At 73.9% G+C, this 24175-nt stretch carries 19 protein-coding genes; 14 read left to right on the top strand and 5 right to left on the bottom strand.

Annotation, left to right across the window (positions count from 1 at the left end; genetic code table 11):
• Window positions 1-80 precede the first annotated feature (80 nt).
• Both ABZ562_RS18930 and ABZ562_RS18935 read right to left on the bottom strand, forming a co-directional pair.
• Window positions 81-587: a methylated-DNA--[protein]-cysteine S-methyltransferase gene (locus ABZ562_RS18930; protein WP_361480525.1), complete on the bottom strand. Its 507-nt coding sequence runs from the start codon at window positions 585-587 to the stop codon at window positions 81-83.
• 49 nt (window positions 588-636) lie between these two features.
• A complete protein-coding gene (locus ABZ562_RS18935; RefSeq protein WP_361480528.1) occupies window positions 637-2109 on the bottom strand; it encodes an AlkA N-terminal domain-containing protein in 1473 nt (490 codons plus the stop codon).
• A 152-nt stretch (window positions 2110-2261) separates the two neighbouring features.
• On the opposite strand from ABZ562_RS18935, the gene ABZ562_RS18940 reads away from it, so the two are divergent.
• The 5 genes from ABZ562_RS18940 to hemC are packed head-to-tail and all read left to right on the top strand — an operon-like array spanning window position 2262 to window position 11079.
• Window positions 2262-2654, top strand: coding sequence for a CU044_2847 family protein (locus ABZ562_RS18940; protein WP_361480531.1), 393 nt, complete (start codon window positions 2262-2264; stop codon window positions 2652-2654).
• Window positions 2655-2699: 45 nt separating this feature from the next.
• Complete coding sequence (locus ABZ562_RS18945) at window positions 2700-4805, top strand: trypsin-like peptidase domain-containing protein (RefSeq protein WP_361480534.1); 2106 nt, start codon at window positions 2700-2702, stop codon at window positions 4803-4805.
• A 31-nt stretch (window positions 4806-4836) separates the two neighbouring features.
• Window positions 4837-5817: a MoxR family ATPase gene (locus ABZ562_RS18950; protein ID WP_361480537.1), complete on the top strand. Its 981-nt coding sequence runs from the start codon at window positions 4837-4839 to the stop codon at window positions 5815-5817.
• Between the two features lie 3 nt (window positions 5818-5820).
• On the top strand, window positions 5821-10113 hold the full coding sequence (locus ABZ562_RS18955; RefSeq protein WP_361480539.1) for an SAV_2336 N-terminal domain-related protein: 4293 nt from the start codon (window positions 5821-5823) through the stop codon (window positions 10111-10113).
• 30 nt (window positions 10114-10143) lie between these two features.
• Window positions 10144-11079: a hydroxymethylbilane synthase gene (gene hemC / locus ABZ562_RS18960; protein WP_361480542.1), complete on the top strand. Its 936-nt coding sequence runs from the start codon at window positions 10144-10146 to the stop codon at window positions 11077-11079.
• Between the two features lie 9 nt (window positions 11080-11088).
• Here hemC and ABZ562_RS18965 read toward each other — a convergent pair whose 3' ends face one another.
• Window positions 11089-12495 (bottom strand): NAD(P)/FAD-dependent oxidoreductase, encoded by a 1407-nt coding sequence (locus ABZ562_RS18965; protein WP_361480816.1) that lies wholly within the window; start codon window positions 12493-12495, stop codon window positions 11089-11091.
• A gap of 62 nt (window positions 12496-12557) precedes the next feature.
• A complete protein-coding gene (locus tag ABZ562_RS18970) occupies window positions 12558-13385 on the bottom strand; it encodes an inositol monophosphatase family protein (RefSeq protein ID WP_361480545.1) in 828 nt (275 codons plus the stop codon).
• Between the two features lie 190 nt (window positions 13386-13575).
• Here ABZ562_RS18970 and ABZ562_RS18975 point away from each other — a divergent pair, with 190 nt between their 5' ends.
• From ABZ562_RS18975 to ABZ562_RS19015, 9 genes are all read left to right on the top strand, one after another.
• Window positions 13576-14457: a transketolase gene (locus ABZ562_RS18975; RefSeq protein ID WP_361480548.1), complete on the top strand. Its 882-nt coding sequence runs from the start codon at window positions 13576-13578 to the stop codon at window positions 14455-14457.
• The gene (locus ABZ562_RS18980) at window positions 14454-15425 is read left to right on the top strand and encodes a transketolase C-terminal domain-containing protein (protein ID WP_361480551.1); all 972 of its coding nucleotides are present in this window, start codon (window positions 14454-14456) and stop codon (window positions 15423-15425) included. Before ABZ562_RS18975 ends, ABZ562_RS18980 begins: the two co-directional genes overlap by 4 nt.
• Window positions 15412-17016, top strand: a complete 1605-nt coding sequence (locus tag ABZ562_RS18985) for an FGGY family carbohydrate kinase (RefSeq protein ID WP_361480554.1) — start codon at window positions 15412-15414, stop codon at window positions 17014-17016. Before ABZ562_RS18980 ends, ABZ562_RS18985 begins: the two co-directional genes overlap by 14 nt.
• Window positions 17013-17801, top strand: a complete 789-nt coding sequence (locus ABZ562_RS18990) for an SDR family oxidoreductase (protein WP_361480557.1) — start codon at window positions 17013-17015, stop codon at window positions 17799-17801. The genes ABZ562_RS18985 and ABZ562_RS18990 overlap by 4 nt, the downstream gene beginning before the upstream one ends.
• Before the next feature lie 88 nt (window positions 17802-17889).
• Window positions 17890-18912, top strand: coding sequence for an ABC transporter permease (locus ABZ562_RS18995; RefSeq protein WP_361480560.1), 1023 nt, complete (start codon window positions 17890-17892; stop codon window positions 18910-18912).
• A gap of 77 nt (window positions 18913-18989) precedes the next feature.
• Window positions 18990-19967, top strand: a complete 978-nt coding sequence (locus ABZ562_RS19000) for a sugar ABC transporter substrate-binding protein (RefSeq protein WP_361480563.1) — start codon at window positions 18990-18992, stop codon at window positions 19965-19967.
• Between the two features lie 35 nt (window positions 19968-20002).
• A complete protein-coding gene (locus tag ABZ562_RS19005; RefSeq protein ID WP_361480566.1) occupies window positions 20003-21484 on the top strand; it encodes a sugar ABC transporter ATP-binding protein in 1482 nt (493 codons plus the stop codon).
• Between the two features lie 7 nt (window positions 21485-21491).
• On the top strand, window positions 21492-22523 hold the full coding sequence (locus ABZ562_RS19010; RefSeq protein WP_361480569.1) for a sugar-binding transcriptional regulator: 1032 nt from the start codon (window positions 21492-21494) through the stop codon (window positions 22521-22523).
• Window positions 22524-22563: 40 nt separating this feature from the next.
• Window positions 22564-23331, top strand: coding sequence for an SDR family oxidoreductase (locus tag ABZ562_RS19015; protein ID WP_361480572.1), 768 nt, complete (start codon window positions 22564-22566; stop codon window positions 23329-23331).
• A 31-nt stretch (window positions 23332-23362) separates the two neighbouring features.
• On the opposite strand, the gene ABZ562_RS19020 is transcribed toward ABZ562_RS19015, so the two are convergent.
• Window positions 23363-24166 (bottom strand): sugar phosphate isomerase/epimerase, encoded by an 804-nt coding sequence (locus tag ABZ562_RS19020; RefSeq protein WP_361480575.1) that lies wholly within the window; start codon window positions 24164-24166, stop codon window positions 23363-23365.
• Window positions 24167-24175: the final 9 nt, after the last annotated feature.

The raw sequence follows: 24175 nt of genomic DNA on the forward strand, positions 1-24175 counted from the left end.
CGTCGGTGGTCGGTCACCTCCTTGGACGTGTGCGGGACCGTCCCGCTATGCCATGTCGCGGAAGAAAGTGCGGGGGAAGTTCAGAAGAGGGCCGGGAGCTGCCGCCGCCCGGCTTCGAACGCCAGCAGCCGCCGCTTGCGGTCCAGCCCGCCGCCGTAGCCGGTGAGGCTGCCGGTGGAGCCTACGACGCGGTGGCAGGGGACGATGATGCCGACCGGGTTCTTGCCGTTGGCCAGGCCCACGGCGCGGGAGGCGGTGGGCTGTCCGATGCGGTCGGCGAGCCGGCCGTACGTCCAGGTCTCGCCGTACGGGACGCGGCGCAGCTCGTCCCAGACGCGGCGCTGGAAGGGCGTGCCGGTCAGGTGGAGCGGCAGGTCGAACTCGGTCAGCTCGCCCGCGAAGTAGGCGGTGAGCTGGCGGATGGTGGCGGCGAAGGGGGCGTCGCCCGGGGCGGCGGGGGTGCCGAAGGACTCCTCGGGCGGTCGGTGGCGCTGGTCGGTCATGTAGAGGCCGGAGAGTTCGGCGCCGGTGGCCACCAGGGTGAGCGGGCCGTAGGGGCTGTCGACGACGGTGTGGGTGCGGGTCACGGGGGGATTCTCCTGGTTCGTGCGGCCTGGCGCGGCCGGTTCGGGCGGTTCAGGCGGGCAGGCGGTTGATGGCGTGGCCGCCGTCGTTGGCCCACAGGTACTGGACGGCGTAGGCGCGCCAGGGCCGCCAGCGCGCGGAGGCCCGGGTGAGGGCCCCGGGGGTGGCGGGGAGGCCCAGGTCGGCGGCGGCCTTGCGGACGCCGAGGTCGGTGGGGAGGAACGCGTCGGGGTCGCCGAGGCCGCGCATCGCGATGACCTCGACGGTCCAGGGCCCGAGCCCAGGCAGGGCGGTCAGCCCGGCCCGGGCCTCGTCCCAGTCGCTGCCGACGCCGAGCGCGACCCGCCCCTCGGCGAGCGCGTCGACCAGCCCGGTGAGGGTGGCGCGGCGGGTGCGCGGCATGGCCAGTGCCTCGGGGTCGAGACCGGCGAGGGCCTCGGCGGTCGGGAAGAGGTGGGTGAGCCCGCCGCCCGGGTCGGCGACGGGGTCGCCGTGCGCGGTCACCAGCCGGGCCGCGAGGGTGCGGGCGGCGGCCGTGGACACCTGCTGCCCGAGGACCGCGCGCACCGCGAACTCCTCCGCGTCCGCCGACCCCGGCACCCGCCGCCCCGGCGCCTTGTCGACCAGCGGCTCCAGCCGGGGGTCGGCGCGCAGCAGGTCGTCCACGGCGGCCGGGTCGGCGTCCAGGTCCAGCAGCCGGCGGCAGCGGCTGATCGCGCCGGACAGGTCCCGCAGGTCGGCCAGGGACAGCTGGCAGGCGATGTGGTCGGGGCGCGGGGCGAGGGCGACGACGCCGGGCCCGTACGGCAGCCGCAGGGTCCGCCGGTACGCCCCGTCGCGCCACTCCTCCACCCCGGGTACGGCGGTGGCGGCGAGGTGGCCGAAGAGATTGTCCGGGCACAGCGGCGCCCGGAACGGCAGCCGCAGCGTCAGCGCCCCCGGCACGGCGGGGCCGGGCTGCCTCCGGGCGCGCTGCCGCAGCTCGGTCGGGGAGAGCGCGAAGACCTCCCGTACGGTCTCGTTGAACGCCCGGATGCTGGCGAACCCGGCCGCGAACGCGATGTCCGCCATCGGCAGCCCGCTGGTCTCGATCAGCAGCCGCGCGGTCTGCGCCCGCTGCGCCCGGGCGAGCGCGAGCGGCCCGGCGCCCAGCTCGGCCAGCAGCTGGCGTTCGATCTGCCGGGTGCTGTAGCCGAGCCGCGCGGCCAGCCCCGGCACCCCCTCCCGGTCGACCACCCCGTCGGCGATCAGCCGCATGGCGCGGGCCACGAGGTCGGCCCGCTCGTTCCACTGCGGCGATCCGGGACTGGCGTCGGGGCGGCACCGCTTGCAGGCCCGGAACCCGGCCTGCTGGGCGGCCGCGGCGCTCGGGTAGAACCGCATGTTCTCGGGCTTCGGACCGACGACCGGACAGCTCGGACGGCAGTAGATGCGAGTGGTGACGACGGCGATGAAGAACCATCCGTCGAAGCGGGCGTCCTTGGCCCGTGCGGCCCTGAGGCACCGGTCGGTATCGGTGTACATGGCTCCAGCATCGGCCACCGCGCGCCGCCGGGCTCGCGGGAATCCGACATCGACGTCGACGCGGGGCGCGACCCCGCGCAAACCGCCTCCCCATCCGGGGATTTTGCGACGAAACAGCAGACCGGGGGCCTGGTGATCGGCATGATGAAGAGGTGACGGAACACCGAGAGATACCGCTGGCAGACGGCACGTCCGTACGGCTGGAACTCGCCCCCGTGGGGGACGCGCCCGCGGACGCCTACGGGGGCGTGGGCGGCGTGACCCCGGTGGGGCGCGCGACGCGGGCCGCGGCCGCGCTCGCCGACGCCGGGCTCGGCGTCGTCCTCCAGGGTCTTGGCGCGGTGCTCCAGGACGTGCACGACGCGGTCCGCTCGGCGCCCCAGCCGCCGCAGGAGTTCACCGTGCAGTTCGGGGTGCAGGTGGGCCAGGACCTCAAGCTCGGCATCGTGGGGGCGAACGGGAACGCCAGCCTCACCATTTCGGCCACCTGGCGGCCGGAGGATCAAACGCCGCGGCAGCCGCCCCGGCCCGACCCCGCGGGCTGATCCATGGGCTGGTTCCACCCTCGCGGGTCCGCGCCCCGGCCCGCCGTGTCCATCCTGGCCAAGGACGACGGAAGACCGGCCGGGGCGGGGGTCTTGCTGCCCCGCCAGCACCTGCTGACCTGCGCCCATGTGGTCAACAGCGCGCTCGGCAAGGACATGCTGGCCCCCGACCACCCGGGCTCGGTCACCGTCTCGGTGCGGATCCACGGACCGGAGCACACCGTCGAAGCCGATGCCGAGCTGACGGCCTGGATCCCGCCCCGGCGGGACGACGGGGGCCTCGGCGCCTTCGAGTGGAACGGCGACCTCGCCGTACTGCGGCTGGCCGGAGCGCTGCCGTCCGCGTTCGAGCCGCCGCGCTGGCACCCCATGGCCCGGCGGCAGTTCGTCCGCGCCTGGCACGGCAGCGGCGAGCCCGGGGTCTTCGCCGACGCCGAAGTGAGCGAATGCGACGGGCGGTTCGGCTACTTCGACGGGGCCGAGCGCACCCTCGACATCGAACCCGCCTACAGCGGCGGCCCGCTGTGGTCGAGCGAGGAGAGCGCCGTCGTCGGCCTGGTGACGGCGAAGCTGCGGGTACGGGGCGAGCTGCGGCGCGCCTGGGGCATCCCCTGGCAGCGCGTGGCCCGGGAGTTGCGGCACGCCGGGGTGGACCACCTCCTGCCCCGGCCCGAGGAGGACGTACGCGACCATCCGCTCTACGGGGAGCTGACCGCCCTGCTGGACGGGCCGCTGTCGCTGTCCGAGGGCTGGGTGCGGTGCTGCCGCGCGGTCGCCCGCCAGTGCGGCCTGGACCACCGCGCGGACGGCGCGCCGACCGCCGACGAGTTCGCCCGGCTGCTGCTCACCCGGGGGCGCGCCCTCCCTGCGCTGGTCGAGGCCGTGCGCCCCACGTCGGAGCCGATCGCCGACGACCTCCTCGCCCTGGGCCGCCGCCACGGCCTGCCGAAGCTGCTCACCCCGGGCGAGTACGAGCGGCTGCTGCGGCTGCTGCGCGCCCTGCCCCCGGCCTGGGCCGCCGGTGTCCCCGGGGCCGTACGGGCGGCGCTGTCGCTGGCGGCCCTGCCGAGCGCGCTGCTGGCCGGATTCGGCGGCGAGGGCCACGGTGACGGCGGCCCCTTCGAAGCGCTGATCGCCCATCTGGAGGGCCTGTACGGCGACAGCGCGCCGACCGACGACGGCCGCCCGGCCGTTCCGGCGCTGCTGCGGGCGGTGGAGTTCGTGGCCGCCGGCTGCTGCCCGACGGCGGCGGAGCGCGCCGAGCTGTGGGTATGGAGCGCGGCCGTGGCCCGCCGTCTCGGCGTCCACGACGCGGCCTTGCGGGACCGCCGCCACGACGCCGGGCAGTGGGCCCGGGGCGCGTCCCGGAGCACCGCGCCGCCCCGGGTCGTGGCGAAGCTGTCGTCCTGCGGCAGCGCGCCGGTGCCGGACGGTGAGGAGCGCTACCTGCTGCGGCTGTGGTGCGACGACGGGGAGGGCCTGCGCCAGGTGTCGGACGACAGCGAACGGCCGCGCAGCGCGGAGGAGGCGGCCCGGGAGATCCTGGACGCGGTCGGTTCGCTGCGCCGCCCGGACCCGGCGGGCCCGCGCTTCGTCATCGAACTGGTCGTGGACCGGGACGCCTTGGAGGTGCCCGCCGACTCCTGGAAACCGGCCGGGGCGGGGGCCCTGCTCCCCCTCCCGCTCGGCGCGCCGTATCCGCTGGTCGTCAACTGCCCCGAGCTGCGGGAGCTGAACGGCGAGGCGATGCTGGACCAGTGGCGGGAGCGCTGGGCCCGGCTGGACTCCGAGGAGCCCGTGCACATCGACGACGCCACGGCCCCCGACCCGGAGGCGGTGTGCGGTCTGCTCATGGAGCGGCTGACCGCCCATGTCACGGTCGACGTCGCGGCGCACCGGCGGGCCGGGGTGGTGCAGATGTGCCTGGCGGCGGGCGTTCCGGTGGTGCTGTGGGACCGCAGCGGGCAGCCGGGGTCACCGGCCGTGCGGCACGCGGCCGGGACGCGGGCGCGTGAACTGCCCGAGGCGATACGGAGATACCGCACCAAGACCCTGCAGAGACGGGCCGACTACCCCGGGCGGCCGGTCCTGGCCTGGGCCGACGCCGGGCGGGCGCTGCCCCGGCTGGACCTGGTGGACCCCACGGAATGACGCGCGCACGGGCCGAAAGGAAGGTTCACACATGAACGCACGGGAGCAGCAGGGCTGGCGGCTGTTCCGGGGGGACGGCGTGCCCCGGCGGGTGGAGATGCCGCCCGCCCCGCCGTGGCGCCGTTTCGGCAGCGCCGCGACCGGCGAGGAGCGGGAGTCCGCGGCGCCCGGCCCGGCCCGGCCGTCGCCGTATCTGATCTCGCCCGAGCACGCGGACGTGGTCAACGCGGCCCTGCATCTGCGCCGTCCGCTGCTCGTCACCGGCAGCCCGGGCACCGGCAAGTCGTCCCTCGCGCGGGCGGTCGCGCACGAACTGGGCCTGGGCGAGGTGCTGCGCTGGCCGGTCAACAGCCGCTCCACCGTGCAGGACGCGCTCTACCGTTACGACGCGATCGGGCGGCTGCGCGAGACGACCCTGATGCGGGACCGCGGCGAGGCCGAACCCGACATCGGCAGCTTCGTACGGCTCGGCCCGCTGGGCACCGCGCTGGTGCCGGGCGAACGGCCCAGGGTGCTGCTCGTCGACGAACTCGACAAGGGCGATGTCGACCTGCCGAACGACCTGCTGACCGTGTTCGAGGAGGGCGAGTTCGAGATCCCCGAGCTGGCCCGGCTGCCGGAGGACCAGTCGGTGGTGGAGGTGCTCACCGAACGGCCGGGCGAACGGGCCACGGTACGGCGGGGCCGGCTGGCGTGCGAGGAGTTCCCCGTCGTGGTGATCACCAGCAACGGCGAGCGCGACTTCCCGCCCGCCTTCCTGCGCCGCTGCGTACGGCTGGAGCTGCCCACGCCCGACGAGGAGCGGCTGCGGGCGATCGTCACCGCGCATCTGGGAGAGGAAGCGCTCGAAGAGGTCGATCAGCTCCTGGAGGTCTTCCTGCGACGGCGCGCGGCGCGCGAGCTGGCCACCGACCAGCTGCTGAACGCGGTGTTCCTGCGGTCGGGCGGGGTGGACGTGACGGGCGAGGGGCTGCTGGAGGCCGTGCTGCACCGGCTGGGCGGGGCGGTGTGACCCATGGGCGGCGGCGCGAGGCGGCTGGAACGGCTTGACGAGGCCATCACGGTCCTCGCCTCCGGGGGCGTGTATCTGTCCCGGGAGGAGCTGCTCGACGCCCTCTGGCTGGCCGGGCGGCTGCCCGAGAGCGACGCCGAGGGGGCGCCCCTGGAGCGCGCGGCGGCGCGCCACGGGGCCGCCCTGCCCGATGCGCGCCCCGGGCCCGCGCACCCCGCCACCCCGGCCGTGCCCGCCGACGCCACCACACCGCCCGACCCCGCCCCGCGGACCGGAGCCCCGCCGCAGGGCACCCCGCCGGCCCCGCGACCGCAGCCGCAGCCGCAGCACGAGGCACCGCCGACGCGTCCGCGTCGGGACCGCCGCCCCGCCGACCGCGCCCCGCGCGGCCTCTACGGCGGCGGCCACACCCCCGGCGGGCCCGGCCCGGACGCCGACTCCCCCGACGCGCGGCGCGGGCTGCCGCTGCGCGTGCCCGAGGACAAGGCGCTGCACCACGAACTGTCCATCGGCCGCGCCCTGCGCCCGCTCAAGCAGCACCGGCCCAATCCGCTCAAGCGGGAGTTCGACGAGGTCGCCACCGCGGCGGCGCTCGCCGAGACCGGTCTGCCGGATGTGGTCACCCGCCCCGCCCGCGAGCGCTGGCTCGACCTCGCGCTCGTCGTCGACGACGGCACGTCGATGCTGCTGTGGCGGCGGCTGGCCGTCGAGCTGCGCACGGTGCTGCAGCGCTCGGGCGCCTTCCGCGTCGTACGGGTCCTCGGCCTGCGCACCCGCGGCGCCGACGCCCCCGCGCTGCGTACCCGGCCGTACGACCCGGACGCGCCCCACCTCCCCACGACGGCGCTCGCGGACCCGTCGGGGCACACGCTGGTGCTGGTGGTGAGCGACGGGGTGGGGTCCGCGTGGCGCGACGGGCGGATGGCCCAGGTGCTGGCCCGCTGGGCGGGGGTGGGTCCCACCGCCGTCGTGCACGCCCTGCCGCCCCGGCTGTGGGACAGCTCCGGCATCCGGACGCGGCGCTGGCAGGTACGGACCCGCAGGCCCGGTTCGGCCAACGCGGACTGGGCGGTCGCCGACCCGGTGCTGCCCACCGCCCTGGCCCGGTTCGACGGCGTGCCCGTGCCCGTCCTGGAACCGGAGGCCGCGCCGCTGGCCGACTGGGCCCGGCTGATCGCCTCCGCGAGCGGCACCGCCGTCCTGCCGCTGCTCGCCCCGCCGCGCGGCGGCCCCGTGGCCCCCGCGGCCCGCCCGGCCTCCTCCCCGGCCGATGAGCTGGGCCGCGTCCAGCTCTTCCGGGACGCGGCGTCCCCGGAGGCGTACCGCCTGGCGGCCCATCTGTCCGCCGTGGCCCCGCTGCCGGTGCCGGTGATGCGGATGGTGCAGAAGGCGGTGGACGGGCGGTCCGACACCGGGCGGCTGGCCGAGGTGTTCCTCGGCGGGCTGATGCGCCCGGTCGAGCCGCCCGCCTCGGCGGGCCCGGACCCGCTGCCGCCCGAGCACCGGCCCTTCGCCTTCACCGACGCCGCCCAGCAGGCGCTGCTGGGCGCGGTGCCGCTGGCCGAACTGGTCGCCACCAGCCGGACGATCGGGCGGCGGCTCGAGGAACTGGCGGGCCGCTCCCCCGACTTCCCGGCCTGGCTGGCCCACCCGGCGGGCACCGACCGCCTCCCGCCCGGCGCCCGCCCCTTCAGCACGGTGGAACGACGGCTCGCGGCCCGGCTGGGCGCGCCGCCGCCGTTGCCCTCGGCGGTCGCGACCCGACCGGCGGCGCGCCGGTGGCGCCGCCTCGAAGCCAGTGATCCGGACGTGGTCGGTCCGTACCGGCTGCGGAGAGCCGGTCCGCCGGGGCTGCGCGTGGCTCGCTACCTGGGCCGGGACGCGTACGGCGAGGAGGCCGTCGTCAGCATCGTCCACCCCGAGCATCAGCCCTACGGCGCCGCGCTGCTGGGCGTCCAGGCGGAGGCGCTGCGCCGGATGAACGGACGCCATGCGTGCGCCCTGCTGCGCGAGGGGCTGGACGACGACCCTCCGTGGATCGCGGAGGCGCCCTTTGCCGCGGACCGGCTGGACGACCTCCTCGAGTCGAACGCTGCGGAGTGGGACGCGCACGCCGCCCTCGCGATCGGCCGGCAGGTCGCGAACGCCGTGCGGGTGTGCGCCGCGGAGGGGATGGCGCACGGCGACCTCACCACCAGCACGGTGCACATCGCCGGTGAGGACGTCATCCTGACCGGCTGGTCATCGGCCTGCATCGACGATGTGCCGTCCCCGGCCCCCGAAGGGGATGCCCCGTGGACGCCCGAGGACAACGTCCTGGCGCTGGGAGACATCCTGCTGTGCCTCGGCGGCGGAGGGCAGTGGCGTTATCCCGACCGTGACGTCTACGCCATGCCGCGCTGGGACGGCGAGGCCTGGGAGCCGGTCCGCGCCCTGGTGATGGCATGTCTGGAACGGCAAGGCCGTCCCACCGCGCACGAGGTCTGGGAATTCCTCAGGGAGTTCCGGCCGGACGCCCCCAGGACGCCGAAGAGGCCCCTCCGGCTCGCCGTGAGGGGCGACGTCTGCTCGCGCTGCGACAACCCCCTCGAGGCGGGCGACCGTTTCTGCGATGTGTGCGGCGCGGATCTGACCACGGCACCACCACGGTCGACGTCGTCCGCCGGGGATTCCGAACCGGGCAGCGGTCTGCCGTCGTTCGGGGAGTACCAGAGCCACCGCAGGCTCGGCGGCAGCGGCGGCTACGACGTCTATCTGGCCCGTGACGAGCGCAGGTCCCGCGATGTGGTGATCCGCACCGGCCCGGAGGCCGAGCGGCAGCTGCGGGCCGAGGTGGAGGCGCTGCGGCGGATGTCCGGGCACTACGCGCCCCGGTGGATCGCCGGGGCGTTCCACCACTCCCCGCCCTGGATCGTGACCGAGTGCGTCTGCCTCCCCGACGGCTCCCCGGCCCCGCCCCTGTCCTCGTTCCTGACCGGCGGCGGCCCCCGGCTGGACCCCGTGCACGCCGCCACCATCGGCCTGCGCCTCGCCGAGGCGGTGAACATGTGCGCGCTCAAGGGCATCGTGCTCAGGAGGCTGACGGCGGACAGCGTGCTCGTCGTCGGCCGTACGGTGAAGCTGATCGGCTGGACGGACGCGTCCATCGACATCGTCCGCGGCCCGAAGGCTCCCACCCGCGCGGACAACATCTACGCCCTGGGCGAGATCCTCCGCGCCATCAGCGACGCGCAGCCGACAGCCCAGCTCAGCCAGACGGACGCGCTGTGGCGCGAACCCCAGCTGCTCGCGATCATCGGCGCGTGCCTCAACGAACGCCCCGAACGGCGCCCGACGGCGGGGCACGTGGCGGATGTGTTCGTGCAGTGCCTGCCGTCCGTGCCCCACACTTATCCGTACGACTTCGGCTCCTCGGACACCCAGGTCCCGGACGAGGCGCCGGACACGCCCGCCCCCGCCCCTCAGGCCCGCCCCCGCCGCCTGGCGTCCCGTTTCCGCTTCGGTGGAAGGGCCCGTGAGGCCGAGCGGCAACGCAGGACGGACCTGATCCGCACGCCGCTGACGGCCGCCCACCGCATCGCGGTGATCGGCCGCCGGGCCGAGATCGGAAGCACCGCCACGACGCTCGCGCTCGGCGCGACGCTGGCGGTCGAGCGCCAGGGCAACGTCCTCGCGGTCGACGCGGCCACCTTCGGCAACAGTCTCAGCCGCCGCATCCGGCATGAGACCACGGCGAACGTCCGTGATCTGGCGCACAACAGCCCGATGCTCCACGACCATCAGTCCATCCGGCACTACACCACCCGGCTGCCGTCCGGGCTCGACGTCCTCGCGGGGAGGGACGCGCTCACCGACGAGGAGTACCGCCGCGTCATCGAGGCGCTGAGCGGGTTCTACCCGCTCATCCTCACCGACTCGGACGCCGATGATCTCCACACCCGCAGGCGCGAAGTGGTCGACCTCGCCGACCAGTTGATCATCGTCGCCTCCCCGTCCGAGGACCGCACGAGGAGCGCGCACACCACCCTGAGCCGGCTGGCCGGGGACGGCCACAGGGACCTGGCGCGTCAGGCCATCACCGTGTTCACGACGCCGAACGAGACCGGGACCGGGCCGGGCGACGACCTGGTCGAGGAGTACCGGGCCCGCTGCCGCGGCGTGGTCGTCGTGCCGTACGACGGACACGTGGCCGCCCAGGGCGAGATCGACCTCGAACAGCTCGCCCCCAAGACCCGCGACGCGTATCTCGACCTTGCCGCGCTGGTCGCGGAGGGGTTCCCCGGGGCGGGGCAATAGCGCCCTCGCGCAAGGCCTATCCTCTACGCCATGTCGTCCGCCGAACTCATCCGCATCGTCTCCCGTTCCTCGCCCATGGCCCTCGCCCAGGTCGAGCGGGTCCGCACCGAGCTGGCCGCGCTGCGGCCGGGTATCCGTACGGAGGTCGTGCCGGTCACCACCTCCGGCGACCGGTGGATGGGCGATCTGTCGAAGCTGGGCGGGAAGGGCGCGTTCACCAAGGAGGTGGACGCCGCGCTGCTGGCGGGCGAGGCGGACCTCGCGGTGCACTGCATCAAGGACGTGCCCGCCGACCGGCCGCTGCCCGCGGGCACGGTCTTCGCCGCCTACCTCAAGCGGGACGACATCCGGGACGCCGTGATCCATCCCGAGGGGTTGACGCTGGACCAGATGCCGGAGGGAACCCGGATCGGCACCTCATCGGTGCGGCGCGTCGCCCAACTGGCCGTCACCCACCCCCACGTGACGTGCGTTCCGATGCGCGGCAACGCCAACCGGCGGCTGGAGAAGCTGGCGGCGGGCGACTGCGACGCGCTGATGCTGGCCGTGTCGGGGCTGGAGCGGATCGACCGCACGGACGTGATCAGCGAGATCCTTCCCGTGGAGACGATGTGCCCGCCGATCGGCGCCGGGGTGCTGGGGCTGCAGTGCCGGGAGGACGACACCGCCACGATCGAGGCGGTCGCCGGGCTCGGTGACAGCGACGTGTGGAAGGAAATCACCGCCGAGCGGATGCTGCTGCACGTGCTCCAGGGGCACTGCAACTCCCCCATCGCGGGCTACGCCAAGGCCGAGCGCGACGGGCGGCTGTCGCTGCGCGCCCGGGTCTTCAGCCCGGACGGCAAGACGGTGCTGGACGCCCACGAGTGGGCGGGCCCGCTGGACCCGGCCACCCTGGGGACGTCGGTCGCGGTGGCGCTGCTGCGGCAGGGCGCGCGCGAGGTCATCGACCGCATCCCGCACTAGGGGGTGTCGCTACCGCCCCCGCAGCCGCCGCCAGACCGCGCGGGCCGCGTGGTGGCCCGACATGCCGTGGACGCCGGGGCCCGGCGGGGTGGCGGCGGAGCAGAGGAAGACCGCGGGGTGGGGCGTGGCGTAGGGGACGCGCGCGAGCCGGGGGCGGATGACGGACTGCAGGCCCTCGAAGGCCCCGCATGCGATGTCGCCGTCGATGTAGTTGGCGTTGCGGGCGGCGATCTCGGGGGGCCCGGCGACCGCCCGCGCCAGCACCAGGTCGCGGAAGCCGGGGGCGAAGCGGTCGAGCTGACGCTCGATGGCGTCGGTGAGGTCGCCCGTCCAGCCGCTGGGGGCGTGGCCGTAGACCCAGAAGGTGTGCTTGCCCTCGGGGGCCCGGGCCGGGTCGACCAGGCTGGGCTGGGCGGAGATCAGGAAGGGCACGGCCGGGGGGTGGCCGTCGAAGGCGGAGCGCAGGGCGGTGCCGATCTCGCCCGCGGTCGGGCCGATGTGGACGGTCCCGGCGCGGCGGGCCTCCGGCGCGGTCCACGGCATCGGGCCGTCCAGCGCGTAATCGATCTTGAAGGCGCTGGGCCCGTAGTGATACCGGCGGTAGACGTTGCCCAGCCCCGCGATCCGGGCCAGGGCGCGCGGTGAGGTGTCGAAGACGTACGCGCGGGCCGGGGGCAGCTCGTCGAGCCGCTTGACCTCTACGCCGGTGTGGATGACCCCGCCGTGTTCGCGCAGGTACGAGCCGAGCGCGTCCGCGATCGACTGCGAACCGCCGCGCGGGATCGGCCAGCCGACCGCATGGGCCGCGACCGCGAAGATCAGGGCCAGGCCGGCGGTGGCCGGGGCGCTGGTGGGCGCGATGGCGTGACCGGCGAGCCCGGCGAGCAGGGCCCGCGCCTTCTCGCCGTGGAAGCGGCGGCTGAGGAGGGAGACCGGCAGGACGGCGTTCAGCCCGAAGCGGGCCCAGGTCAGCGGGTCGCGCGGCACCCCGTCCCACTGGGCGCGCAGCACATCGGGGGCGAAGGTGGCCCAGTTGCCGGCGTACGGCGCGACCAGCCGCCGGTACGCGCCCGCGTCGCGCGGGCCGAGCGACCGGGCGGTCTCGCCGACCGAGCGGGCCAGCACCGCGGCGCTGCCGTCCGGGAAGGGGTGGGCCAGCGGCAGCTCGGGGTGCAGCCACTCCAGGCCGTGGCGGCCGAGCGGCATCCGGTCGAACGCCGGGGAGCCGATGGCGAGGGGGTGCACGGCGGAGCAGGGGTCGTGCCGGAAGCCGGGCAGGGTCAGCTCTTCGGTGCGGGAGCCGCCGCCGATCGCGTCGGCGGCCTCGAAGACCTCCACCGCGCAGCCGCGGCGGGCGAGTTCGACCGCCGCGGTCAGGCCGTTCGGACCGGCACCCACCACTACCGCGTCGAGCATCGACGGCACGTCGGCCTCCTCCTCGTCGCCCGGGCCCGGCCCTCCGGGACCGGTGGATCCACTCAGCCGGCGGCGGCCAGCAGGCCCAGGATATGCCGTACGGTCGCCTCGTTCCGCGCCGCCGTGAAGGGAAGCGCGTTGCCCCCGGCGATACGGAACGGCTCGCCCGCGAGCGTGGCGCTCGCCCCGCCCGCCTCGGCGACCAGCAGCAGCCCGGCGGCGTGGTCCCAGGCGTTCTCCCAGGTGAAGGCGATCGCGTCGAGCCGCCCGCGGGCGATATTCAGATACTCCAGACCCGCCGAGCCGCAGGGGCGTGGTGCCACGCCTTCCGTCTGCAGCCCGGCCAGGGCGCGCTTCTCCGGGTCGGTGGTGAAGTCGTAGTGGGATATGGCGACTTCGAGGGGCTTGCCGGGCTCCGGGACCCCGGCGCGGACCGGCTCCCCGTTGAGCACGGCGCCGCCGCCCCGGCGCGCGACGGCCATCAGGTCCTGCGCGGGGGCGTACGTCCAGGAGGCGAGGAGTTCGCCGTGGTGGGCGAGGGCGACGAGGGTCGCGAAGCCCGGGTCGCCGTGGACGAACTGCCGGGTGCCGTCCACCGGGTCGACGATCCATACCGGCGCCTCGCCGCCGAGGTGCTTGAGCAGGCCGGGATCGGCGTGCACGCCCTCCTCGCCCACCACGACCGAACCGGGCAGCAGCGCGGTGAGCGAGGCGGTCAGATGCTCCTCGGCCTGCCGGTCGGCGGTGGTCACCAGGTCGTGCGGGCCCTTCTTCTCCACGATCTCGTGGGCGGCGAGCTGCCGGTAGCGCGGCATGATCTCCACGGCGGCCGCCGTGCGCACCGCCTGCTCCACCTCGGAGAGATCACTGGCGAGAAAGTCATCGAACATGTGGTCATCGAATCACGCGCCGCCGACAACCGGTGACCCGGCGGCGGCCGGACGATGGCATCGGCGTGAACCGTTCCCGGGGAGCCGCGAAGGACCCCTGCGCAACCCATTGACACCTGGCTGAAACACGACCTACGTTCCAGGCAACACAATTCACTAGTGAATAAATATTCACGCCAAGGACGTTCAGATGCTCAGCACAGACCCAGTCGGCGCCGAACGGTTCCGGGCGCGCCGCCGCCGCATCGCCGACGAAGCCCCGGACGAACAGGTCCGCGAGCTCCGGCAACTGGCCGCCGAAGTGCGCCGGACCGTGGTGCACATGATCGACAAGGCGCAACTCGGCCATATCGGCGGCGACCTGTCGGTGACCGATATCCTCGTCACCCTCTTCGGGCGGGTGCTCGACGTGGATCCCGCGCAGCCCCGCAGACCCGACCGCGACCGGTTCATCCTCAGCAAGGGGCACTGCGCCGCCTCCCTGTACGCCACGCTCGCCCACTGCGGCTACTTCCCGGTATCCGAGTTGTCGACCTTCATGGCCCCGCTCTCCGCGCTCAACGGCCACCCGAACCGGACCAAGGTCCCGGGGGTCGAGACCAACACCGGGCCCCTGGGCCACGGGTTCCCCGTCGCGGTCGGCTGTGCCCTGGCCGCCAGGCTCTCGGGCCGCTCCTACCGCACGTACGTCGTCCTCGGCGACGGCGAGTTGCAGGAGGGCAGCAACTGGGAGGCCGCCATGACCGCCGCCCACTACGACCTCGGCTCCCTCACCGCGATCGTCGACCGCAACCGCCTCCAGCAGGGCGCCGGTACCGAGGAGACCAAGCGCCTGGAGCCGCTGGCGGAGAAGTGGACCAGCTTCGGCTGGGAGGCGCGCGAGGTGGACGGCCACGACCACGCGGGACTGCTGTCCGCGCTGCGCCCCTCCCCCACCGGCCGACCGGTCGCGGTGATCGCGCGGACCGTCAAGGGCAAGGGTGTGTCGTTCATCGAGGACCGGGTGGAGTGGCACCACAAAGTGCCCGACGACGGCCAGGTGCGCACCGCGCTGGAGGAGCTGAGCCGATGACCACCGGACTCATACCCGAGAACACCGCCCGCACCTACGACTGCCGCCAGGCCTTCGCCGAGGAACTGATCGCCCTGGCCGCCGAGGACCCGCGCGTCGTCGCCGTCTGCAACGACTCCGTGGGATCGAGCAACCTGGTGCGCTTCCGGGAGCTGTACCCCGATCGCCTGATCAACGTCGGCATCGCCGAGCAGGACCTCGTCGGCGTCGGGGCCGGGCTGGCCAACGGCGGGCTCATCCCCTTCGTGAGCGCGGCGGGCCCGTTCCTCACCGGCCGGGCCACCGAGCAGATCAAGACCGACGCCGCCTACAACGGACTGCCCGTCATCCTGTGCGGCCAGAGCCCCGGCATGGCGTACGGGGAGCTGGGGCCGACCCACCACTCGATCGAGGACCTGTCGTGGATGCGGGCCATCGCCGACCTGGCCGTCGCGGTCCCGGCCGACCCGGCCCAGACACGCGCCGCCGTACGCTGGGCAGCCGCCCATGACGGCCCGGTCTACCTGCGCATCCCACGGTTCAAGATCCCCGCCGTCACTCCCGAGGACGCGCCGTTCCGCCCCGGGCACTCCCTCCAGCTCACCGACGGGGACGACGTGACGGTGATGGCCGTCGGCACGATGGTCTCCCGGGCGCTCACCGCCGCCGAGACCCTGCGCGCGGAGGGCATCGGCGTCCGCGTGCTGAACATGACCTTCGTCGAGCCGATGGACACAGGCGCGGTGCTGCGCGCCGCCCGCGAGACCCGGGGCATCGTCACCGCCGAGGAGGCGACCACCACGGGCGGGCTCGGGGCGGCGGTGGCCAGCCTCGTCGCCCAGAACCGTCCGGTGCCCATGCGGATCCTGGGAGTGCACCGGAGGTTCGCGCCCACCGGCAGCGCCTCCTTCCTGCTGGAACACTTCGGTCTGACCGCCGACGGCATCGCCGTCGCCGTCCGGGAGCTGCTGTCCCATGAGCAGCGCTGAACCGCTCGTCCTCGCCATCGACCAGGGCACCAGCGCGACCAAGGCGGTGCTGGTCGACCGGCGCGGAGACATCGTTGCCCGCGGTTCGGTCCCGCTGGGTCTGTCGACCCCGTCCCCGGGGTGGGTCGAGCAGTCGGCGGAGGAGATCTGGACCGGCTGCGGGCGGGCCGTCGCCGCCTGCCTCGACGGACAGGACGCCTCGCGCGTCGCCGCCATCGGGCTGAGCACCCAACGCGAGTCGCTGCTGCTGTGGGACCGGGCGACCGGGGAGCCGCTGAGTCCGCTGGTGAGCTGGCTGGACAAGCGCACCGCGGGCGATCCGGCGCTGCTGCGGGCCGTGCCCCACGCGGAGCTGGTCCGCGAGGTCAGCGGGCTGCCGCTGGACCCGATGTTCTCGGCCCCCAAGGCCGCCTGGCTGCTGGACCGGTACGACCCCGACCGGCGCCGCGCCTCCGCGGGCGAGCTGTGCCTGGGCACCGTCGACTCCTGGCTGTTGTTCAAGCTCGGCGGCGCCCATCTCATCGAGGTCGGCAATGCCGCGCGCACCCAGCTGCTCGACGTGCGCCGGTGTACCTGGGACCGGCGGCTGCTCCGGATCTTCGACGTACCGCCGGAGGTGCTGCCCCAGGTCGTGCCGTCGCAGGGCCCGTTCCCCGGTACCCGCGGGCTCGCGCCGCTGTCCGACGGAGTGCCGGTCACCGCGGTGCTCGGCGACTCCCACGCCGCGCTGTTCGCCCACGCGGGATGGACGCCGGGGACGGTCAAGGCGACGTACGGCACCGGGTCCTCGGTGATGGCGGTGGTCCCCTCCGCGGCCCGGGTCTCCTCCGGGCTGTGCCTGACCGTCGCCTGGCAGACCCGCGGTACCCCGACCTGGGCGGTGGAGGGAAACGTCCGCTCCGCCGGAGCCACCGTGAACTGGCTGGCGGGCGTGCTCGGCCGCGACCCCGCCGAACTGGCGGAACTGGCCGCGGACAGCAGCGAGGGCGTGGTCGTCGTCCCCGCCTTCGGCGGTCTTGGCGCCCCCTGGTGGGACGAGAACGCGGTGGGCCTGATCAGCGGGCTCACCCTGGGCACCCACGCCGGGCACCTCGCTCGCGCCACGCTGGAGTCGATCGCGTTCCAGGTCGAGGACGTGGTGGCGGCGGTCGAGCGGGAGACCGGCCCCGTCACCCGGCTGCTCGCGGACGGTGGGCCGACCGGCAACCCGGTGCTGATGCGCCTCCAGGCGGACACCAGCGGGAGGACCGTCGAACGGGCCCTGGCCCGCGATCTGTCGGCCCTCGGCGCCGCCCACCTGGCGGGGCTGACCCGCGGGGTGTGGGACCGGGCCGCCCTGGAACGGCTGCCCCGCCCCCGGGAAGGCTACGCGCCGACCGGTGACGAGACCGCACGGGCCCACCGGCTCGCGCACTGGCACACAGCGGTGCGGCGCGCCCGTCTCCAGGCCGCCACCTGCGACGACGGCCGGTCCGGCGAGGAGGAAGGCCGGTCCGGCGAGGAGCACGGCCACCTCCCGGCACCCCCGCCGCGGGCCACCGCCGCACCGCCTCGCACCCCCGAACCCTCGGCCGCCCAAGGAGCGTCATGACCATGCGATACGCGGGAAAGGGCGTCGTGGTCACCGGGGCCGCGCGCGGTATCGGCCTCGGGATCGCCGCCCGGTTCGCCGGCGAGGGCGCCGATGTCCTGCTGGTGGACGCGGCGGCCTCCGTCGAGGACGCGGCCGCGGAGCTGGCCGCCGACAGCGGCACCCGTACCCTCGGCGTCCGGGCGGACGTCACCTCGCCCGAGGACGTGGCCCGCGCCTTCGCGCTCGCCGAGTCCACGTGGGGACGGCTGGACGTCCTGGTCAACAACGCGGGCGTCATCACCATCAGCAGGCTCGAGGACCTGACCCACGAGGAGTGGCAGAAGGTCCTCGCCGTCAACACCACCGGCACCTTCCTGTGCGCCCAGGCGGCGGCGGCCGCCATGCGGGCTTACGGACGCGGCGGGCGCATCCTCAACGCGGCCTCGGGACAGGCGCGGCAGGGGTTCGTCTACACACCGCACTACGCGGCCAGCAAGTTCGGGGTGGTCGGCCTCACCCAGTCCCTGGCCAAGGAGCTGGCCGGGGACCGGATCACGGTCAATGCCTACTGCCCCGGGATCGTCGGCAGCGAGATGTGGGACTACAACGACCGCGCGTGGGGCCGGCTGCTCGGCGACTACGCGCCCGGGGAACTGATGGCCGAGTGGATCGCGGGGATCCCCCTCGGGCGCGCCGGAACCCATGACGACATCGCCAACCTTCTGCTCTTCCTCGCCTCGCGGGAGGCGGAGTACATCACCGGCCAGACGATCAACGTCGACGGCGGGATGTTCATGAATTAGCCCCGACGAGGTCGGAGGCGACTGGAGGCGCGGGGCCGCGGCTGTCCCGGGTCGGACATGGACGGAATATCACCACTCGGAGGTTTCGATGAGCACGACCGGCAACGCCGCAACGGCCGTTGACGCTACCCCGCCCCCTTCGGACACCCACCGCGCCCGGCTGCCGTCCTGGGTGACGGGTGTCCTCACCGGATCGCGTGGTCCCGCCCTGGGCCTGATCGGCATGTGCGTCGTCTTCTTCATCGCGACGCCGTACTTCCTCACCCAGAGCAATCTGCTCAATATCGTCGACCAGACCGCCGTCCTCGGTCTGCTCGCGCTCGGCATGACCGCGATCATCGTGATGGGCGGCATCGACCTGTCCGTCGGCGCCGTGCTGGCCCTCGCGACCATGGTGGTCGGCTGGCTCTCGCACGACCAGGGGTGGCCGCTGTGGCTGAGCGCGGTGGCCGCGATCGGCGTCGCCGGCGTATGCGGGCTCGCCAACGGGCTCGGCATCACCTACACCAGGCTGCCGCCGTTCATCGCCACGCTGGCGATGATGTCGATCGCCCGCGGCCTGGCCAACGTCATCACCGACGGGCAGCAGATCGTCGGGTTCCCCGACTGGTTCGACAACCTGTCCACCACCCGGTACCTCGGCATCTTCACCGCGTGCACCGCCGTGCTCGCCGCGCTGTACGTGGCGGGGTGGGCGTACATGCGCTACCGGAGCGGCGGCCGCGCGCTGTACGCGATCGGCGGCAGCGCCGAGGTCGCCCGGCTCGCCGGCATCGCCGTCAAGAAGCGGACTGTGCTCGTCTACACCGTGACCGGTCTGCTGGCGGGCCTGGCCGGGGTCTTCCTGACGATGCGCCTGGACTCCTCCCAGCCGAGCGCGGGCACCGGTTACGAACTCGACACCATCGCCGCCGTGGTGATCGGCGGGGCCAGCCTCAGCGGCGGTGTCGGCTCGGTCACCGGAACCCTGTTCGGCGTTCTGATCATCGGAGTCCTGCGCAACGGCCTCAACCTGCTGGGCGTCTCGCCGTTCATCCAGCAGATCGTCATCGGCCTGGTGATCGCGCTGGCCGTCATGCTCGATGTGCTCCGCCGCCGCGAGGCGCGCTGACCCACCCCGGCTCTCCCCTCTCTCCCCCCTCTCCGCTTCTCCTCTCTTCCTCCGGCACAAGCCAAGGAGTGGTTCCCATGAAGACACGAGTGACGACACGCGTCGTGATAGCCACCGGAATCGCGGCCACCATGGTGGTCGGCGTCACCGCCTGCGGACGCGGCAACAGCGGTGCGAAGACCGCCGACGGCAAGCAGATCACCATCGGGCTGGCCGTGGCCAACCTCCAGGCCGACTTCTTCAACCAGATCAAACAGTCCGTGACCGCCGAGGCGAAGAAGAAGGGCATCAAGGTCATCGTCTCCGACGCGCACGGCGACGCGGCCACCCAGGTCAACCAGATCCAGGACTTCATCAGCCGTCAGGTGAGCGCCATCATCTACATCCCCGCGGGCGCGACGGCGGCAGGCGTCCCCGTGAAGGCGGCCAACCGCGCCAAGATCCCCGTGGTCACCGTGGACCGCAACCCGCCCGGCCAGCCCGGCAAGTCGTTCATCGCCAGCGACAGCGTCGCGGCCGCGCGGACGCTGGGCGACTACGTGGTCAAGGAGTCCGGCGGCAAGGGTCAACTCGCCATTCTCCAAGGCCAGATCGGCACCACCCCGCAGGTGGACCGGCAGAAGGGGTTCGGGCAGGCGCTCAAGAACGCGCCCGGCATCAAGGTGGTGTCCCAGCAGCCCGCCGACTGGGCGCAGGACAAGGCGTACTCCGTCGCCCAGGACATGCTGCAGGCCCACCCCGGCATCGACATCCTGTGGGGCCAGGCCGACGCGATGGCGCTCGGCGCCGCCCAGGCCGTCAAGGCGTCCGGCTCCCACAAGAAGCACCTGATCGTCGGCTTCGACGGCGACATCGCCGGGCTCAAGGCCGTCCGCCGGGGCACCGTGGACGCCACCATGGTGCAGCAGACGCGCAAGATGGGCCGGATGTCGGTGAACACCGCCGTGGACATCCTCAAGGGCAAGAAGGTCCCCGCCGAGCAGCTTCAGCCCGCCTTCCTCCTGACCAGCAAGGACAAGAAGAAGGCCACCCAGTTCATCAACTCCCACCCGTAAACGGCGGCATGGACGGCATGGACAGGAGAGACGCTATGGACAACGGGTCCCAGGGCCTGGTCGTACGGGGGATATCCAAGCGGTTCGGGGTGACCCAGGCGCTCGACCGCTTCGACCTGGAGGTGCGCCCCGGGGAAGTGGTGGCGCTGCTCGGCGAGAACGGCGCGGGCAAGTCCACCGTGTCCAACGTCATCGCGGGCACCTTCCCCTCCGACACCGGCGAGATGACCTGGCAGGGGCGGCCGTACGAGCCGAAGACCCCCAAAGACGCCATCAGCCACGGCATCGGCCTCATCCACCAGGAGATGCGCCTGCTGCCGGACCTGTCCGTGGCCGAGAACGTGTTCCTCGGGCGGCTGCCGCGCCGGGGCGGGCGTATCGACCGGGGCGAGATGAACCGGCGGGCCCGGGAACAGCTGCGGCGGCTGGGCCTCGACATCTCCCCGACCCGCCTGGTGCGCACCCTGCGGGTGGCCGAGCAGCAGCAGGTCGAGATCGCCAAGGCGCTGACCCTGAACGCGCGCCTGCTGATCCTCGACGAGCCCACGGCCGCCCTCGGCGGCGAGGAGACCGATCACCTCTTCGAGCGGATCGGCGCCCTCCGTGCCGAGGGGATGTCGTTCGTCTACGTGAGCCACCGGCTGGAGGAAATCGCCCGCATCTGCGACCGCGTCGTGGTCATGCGCGACGGACAGCTCGTCGCCACCCACGACACCGCGCAGGTACCGGTGGTACAGCTGGTGGAGGAGATGGTCGGGCGCAGCATCGAGCGCATCTTCCCCGACACCGGAACCGCCCGCGCCCGGGAGGTGCTCCAGGTGCGGAACCTGGCCGGGCCCTCCTTCCAGGACGTGTCGTTCAGCGTCCACGAGGGCGAAGTCCTCGGCATCGCGGGCATCGTGGGGGCGGGCCGCACCGAACTGGTGCGGGCCGTCGCCGGCGTCGACCCGGTGACCGGGGGCACGGTGGCCGTCGAGGGCCGGGAGCTGCGGCTGCGCGGGCCCCGGGACGCCATCGCGGCGGGCGTGGTGCTGGTGCCCGAGGACCGCAAGGGCCAAGGCGCGGTCCTGGACCTGTCGATCGGCGACAACGTGGCCCTCGCCAACCTCGACCGCATCGCCCGCCGGGGCTGGCTGAGCCCGCGCCGGGTGGCGGCGGTGGCCGGTGAGGCCATCAGCCTGATGACCGTCAAGGGGCGGGCCGGGCAGCCGGTGCGGACGCTGTCCGGCGGCAACCAGCAGAAGGTCGTCATCGCCAAGTGGCTGGAGCGCAAGCCCAAGGTGGTCATCCTGGACGAGCCGACCCGCGGTATCGACGTCGGCGCGCGGGCCGCGATCTACGAGGTGATCGCGGACCTGGCCCGCTCCGGCATGGCGGTCGTCGTGGTCAGCTCCGACCTCGACGAGGTGCTGGGCCTGTCCCATCGGGTGCTCGTCCTCAGCCGGGGACGGCAGCGGGGCATCCTTCCGGCGGAGGAGGCCACCGACGCCGCGGTCATGCGCCTCGCCACGGCATGATGCGGCTATGAATCCCCACAACCGGACCGGCACCCCCGCGACCCGCACCACGCGCATGGCGACCAGCGACGAGCAGCTGCGGCTGATGACCCGGATCGCCCGGCTCTACCACGAGCAGGGGATGCGGCAGCCGCGTATCGCCGAGGAACTGCACATCTCCCAGGCGCGCGTCTCCAGGCTGCTCACCCAGGCCGCCAAGCTCGGCATCGTGCGCACCATCGTGGTGCCGCCCGAGGGGGTCTTCGCCGAGCTGGAGGAGGAGATCGCAGGCCGCTACGGGCTGCGCGACGTGGTGGTCGTCGATGTCGAGGGCGAGGCCGATTCCGTCATCCCCGCGCTCGGCGCGGCCACCGCGGTCTATCTGGAGACCACGCTCATGGAGGGCGACCGGCTGGGCATCTCCTCGTGGAGCGCCACTCTGCTCGCGGCGGTGGAGGCCATGCGGTCCCGGCCGGGCGGGCGGTTCCTGGAGGAGGTCGTCCAGCTGATGGGCGGGGTGGGCGATCCGCAGGTCCAGGTCCAGGCGACCCGGCTGATGGGGCGGCTCGCCGAGCTGACCGGCGCGGAGCCCGTCTTCATGTCGGCGCCGGGGCTGGTGGCCGGCGCCACCGTGCGGGACGCCATCCTCGCCGACCCCAAGGTGAGCAGCGTGGCCGCGGCGTGGAAGAACCTCACCATCGCCATCGTGGGCATCGGCAGCCTCGACCCCTCGCCGCTGCTGCGCCGCAGCGGCAACATCTTCTCCGACGACGACCAGGAACAGCTGCGCGCGCTCGGCGCCGTGGGCGACATCTGCCTGCACTTCTTCGACGAGCACGGCACCCTGCTCGACACCGAGCTGAACGACCGGGTCATCGGCATCACCCCCGACACCTACCGCGCCGTGCCGCGCCGCGTCGCGGTGGCCGGCGGCGACCGCAAATACGCGGCGATACGCGCCGCCCTGATGGGCGGCTGGGTCGATGTCCTGATCACCGACCTGGGAGTGGCCCGCCGGCTGGCGGGCCGGCCCGACCGAACCGAACGACAAGCGCCGTAGCGTCGACGAGCGCCGCGGCGGCATCCCTCAAGGAGTCCTCATGCCCGTCCCCTCCTTCCGCCTGGACGACAGCGTGGCCCTGGTGACCGGAGCCGGCAGCGGCATCGGCCGACGGCTGGCGATCGGGCTCGCCGAGACCGGGGCCGATGTCGGATGCCTGGATCTGCCGGGCAGCGATCTGGCCGGCACGGTCACCGCGATCGGGGCCATGGGACGGCGCGCGGTCGCCCTCCCCGCCGATGTGACCCGGACGGAGGACCTGGCGGAAGCGGTGGCCGTGGCCGAACGCGACCTGGGCCCCCTCCGGCTGGCGGTCAACGCCGCGGGCATCGCCGACGCCGCCCCGGCGGAGGACATGCCGCTGGAGCAGTGGAAGCGGGTCGTGGACGTGAACCTCACCGGAGTGTTCCTGTCCTGCCAGGCCGAGGGCAGGGCGCTGCTGCGCAATGGGGGCGGCGCCATCGTCAACATCGCCTCCATGTCGGGCACCATCGCCAACCGGGGGCTCACCCAGGCCCACTACAACTCCTCCAAGGCCGCCGTGATGCACCTGACGAAGAGCCTGGCCACGGAGTGGTGCACCCGCGGCGTCCGGGTCAACAGCGTGAGCCCCGGCTATACGGCCACGCCGATGAACCTGCGCCCCGAGGTGGCGACACGCGTCGCCCAGTTCGAGGGGGACACCCCACTGGGCCGGATGGCGACGGTGGACGAGATGGTGGGCCCGACCGTATTCCTGCTAAGCGACGCGGCGAGCTTTGTCACCGGTGCGGACCTGCTGGTGGACGGCGGGGTCACCTGCTGGTAGCGGCGGCCGGCCGGGACCCCGCCCGCCGCGTTCAGGCCCAGCGCGACAGACCCGACTCGGCCAGCAGCCCCGCGTTGGCGGCCAGCAGCTCGAACGGGTCGTGGTCGGTGATGTCGATCTCCGCGACGTGCCAGACCAGCCCGGCCCCGGCGGCCCGGACGGCCGCCGGGGCGTCGACGTCGCCGGTGCCGATCGGGGTCTGCGGCTCGCCGCGCCGCGCGGGGCCGTCCTTGAGGTGGACGGACACGGCGCGGGCGCCGAGTCGGGTCAGCACCTCGGTGGGGTCGGCTCCGGCCACCGTGGCCCAGTAGACGTCGAGTTCGGCCAGGATCGCGTCGTCCACCGAGGCCCAGAAGGCGTCGTAGCCGCTGCGCCCGTCGGGCAGCTTCGCCCATTCGAAGTCGTGGTTGTGGTAGCCCAGCCGCAGCCCGGCACCGGCCAGGGCCTGCCCGGCCGCGTTCACGGCGTCCGCGAACGCGGTGAGCCGGCCGGGGTCGCCGAAGACGTCCGCGTCGAAGCCGCCGACCATACGGGGGTGCGGCACGAACACCGTGTCCGCACCGATCTCGGCGCACTCCTCGGCCAGTGAGCCCACGTCGTCGGGCAGCCCGGCGTGGGTGGCCGAGACGCGCAGGCCCGCGGCGTCCAGGCCGCGCCGCAGGGACTTGGCGGCCACCAGCCGTTCCTCGGCGCTCTTGTCCGCGGATCCGAGACCGAAGGGCTCGACGTAGCGGAAGCCGGTCTCCGCCAGCCGGGCCAGGGTGCGGTCCTGGTCCTCGGCGAGCGCGTCCCGGACGCTGTACAGCTGCACGGACAGCAGACCTTGCCGGTCCATGGTGTTTCC

The sequence above is a fragment of the Streptomyces sp. NPDC019937 genome, from assembly GCF_040631655.1.
GTDB lineage: Bacteria > Actinomycetota > Actinomycetes > Streptomycetales > Streptomycetaceae > Streptomyces.

Excerpts from the sequence above, each read along its gene's own strand:
- hemC (WP_361480542.1), top strand. The coding sequence starts at position 10,144 with ATGTCGTCCGCCGAACTCATCCGCATCGTCTCCCGTTCCTCGCCCATG.
- ABZ562_RS18995 (WP_361480560.1), top strand. The coding sequence starts at position 17,890 with ATGAGCACGACCGGCAACGCCGCAACGGCCGTTGACGCTACCCCGCCC.
- ABZ562_RS18990 (WP_361480557.1), top strand. The coding sequence starts at position 17,013 with ATGACCATGCGATACGCGGGAAAGGGCGTCGTGGTCACCGGGGCCGCG.
- ABZ562_RS18985 (WP_361480554.1), top strand. The coding sequence starts at position 15,412 with ATGAGCAGCGCTGAACCGCTCGTCCTCGCCATCGACCAGGGCACCAGC.
- ABZ562_RS18970 (WP_361480545.1), bottom strand. The coding sequence starts at position 13,385 with ATGTTCGATGACTTTCTCGCCAGTGATCTCTCCGAGGTGGAGCAGGCG.
- ABZ562_RS18975 (WP_361480548.1), top strand. The coding sequence starts at position 13,576 with ATGCTCAGCACAGACCCAGTCGGCGCCGAACGGTTCCGGGCGCGCCGC.
- ABZ562_RS18935 (WP_361480528.1), bottom strand. The coding sequence starts at position 2,109 with ATGTACACCGATACCGACCGGTGCCTCAGGGCCGCACGGGCCAAGGAC.
- ABZ562_RS19005 (WP_361480566.1), top strand. The coding sequence starts at position 20,003 with ATGGACAACGGGTCCCAGGGCCTGGTCGTACGGGGGATATCCAAGCGG.
- ABZ562_RS19020 (WP_361480575.1), bottom strand. The coding sequence starts at position 24,166 with ATGGACCGGCAAGGTCTGCTGTCCGTGCAGCTGTACAGCGTCCGGGAC.
- ABZ562_RS18965 (WP_361480816.1), bottom strand. The coding sequence starts at position 12,495 with ATGCTCGACGCGGTAGTGGTGGGTGCCGGTCCGAACGGCCTGACCGCG.
- ABZ562_RS18980 (WP_361480551.1), top strand. The coding sequence starts at position 14,454 with ATGACCACCGGACTCATACCCGAGAACACCGCCCGCACCTACGACTGC.
- ABZ562_RS19000 (WP_361480563.1), top strand. The coding sequence starts at position 18,990 with ATGAAGACACGAGTGACGACACGCGTCGTGATAGCCACCGGAATCGCG.
- ABZ562_RS19010 (WP_361480569.1), top strand. The coding sequence starts at position 21,492 with ATGAATCCCCACAACCGGACCGGCACCCCCGCGACCCGCACCACGCGC.
- ABZ562_RS18955 (WP_361480539.1), top strand. The coding sequence starts at position 5,821 with ATGGGCGGCGGCGCGAGGCGGCTGGAACGGCTTGACGAGGCCATCACG.
- ABZ562_RS18950 (WP_361480537.1), top strand. The coding sequence starts at position 4,837 with ATGAACGCACGGGAGCAGCAGGGCTGGCGGCTGTTCCGGGGGGACGGC.
- ABZ562_RS19015 (WP_361480572.1), top strand. The coding sequence starts at position 22,564 with ATGCCCGTCCCCTCCTTCCGCCTGGACGACAGCGTGGCCCTGGTGACC.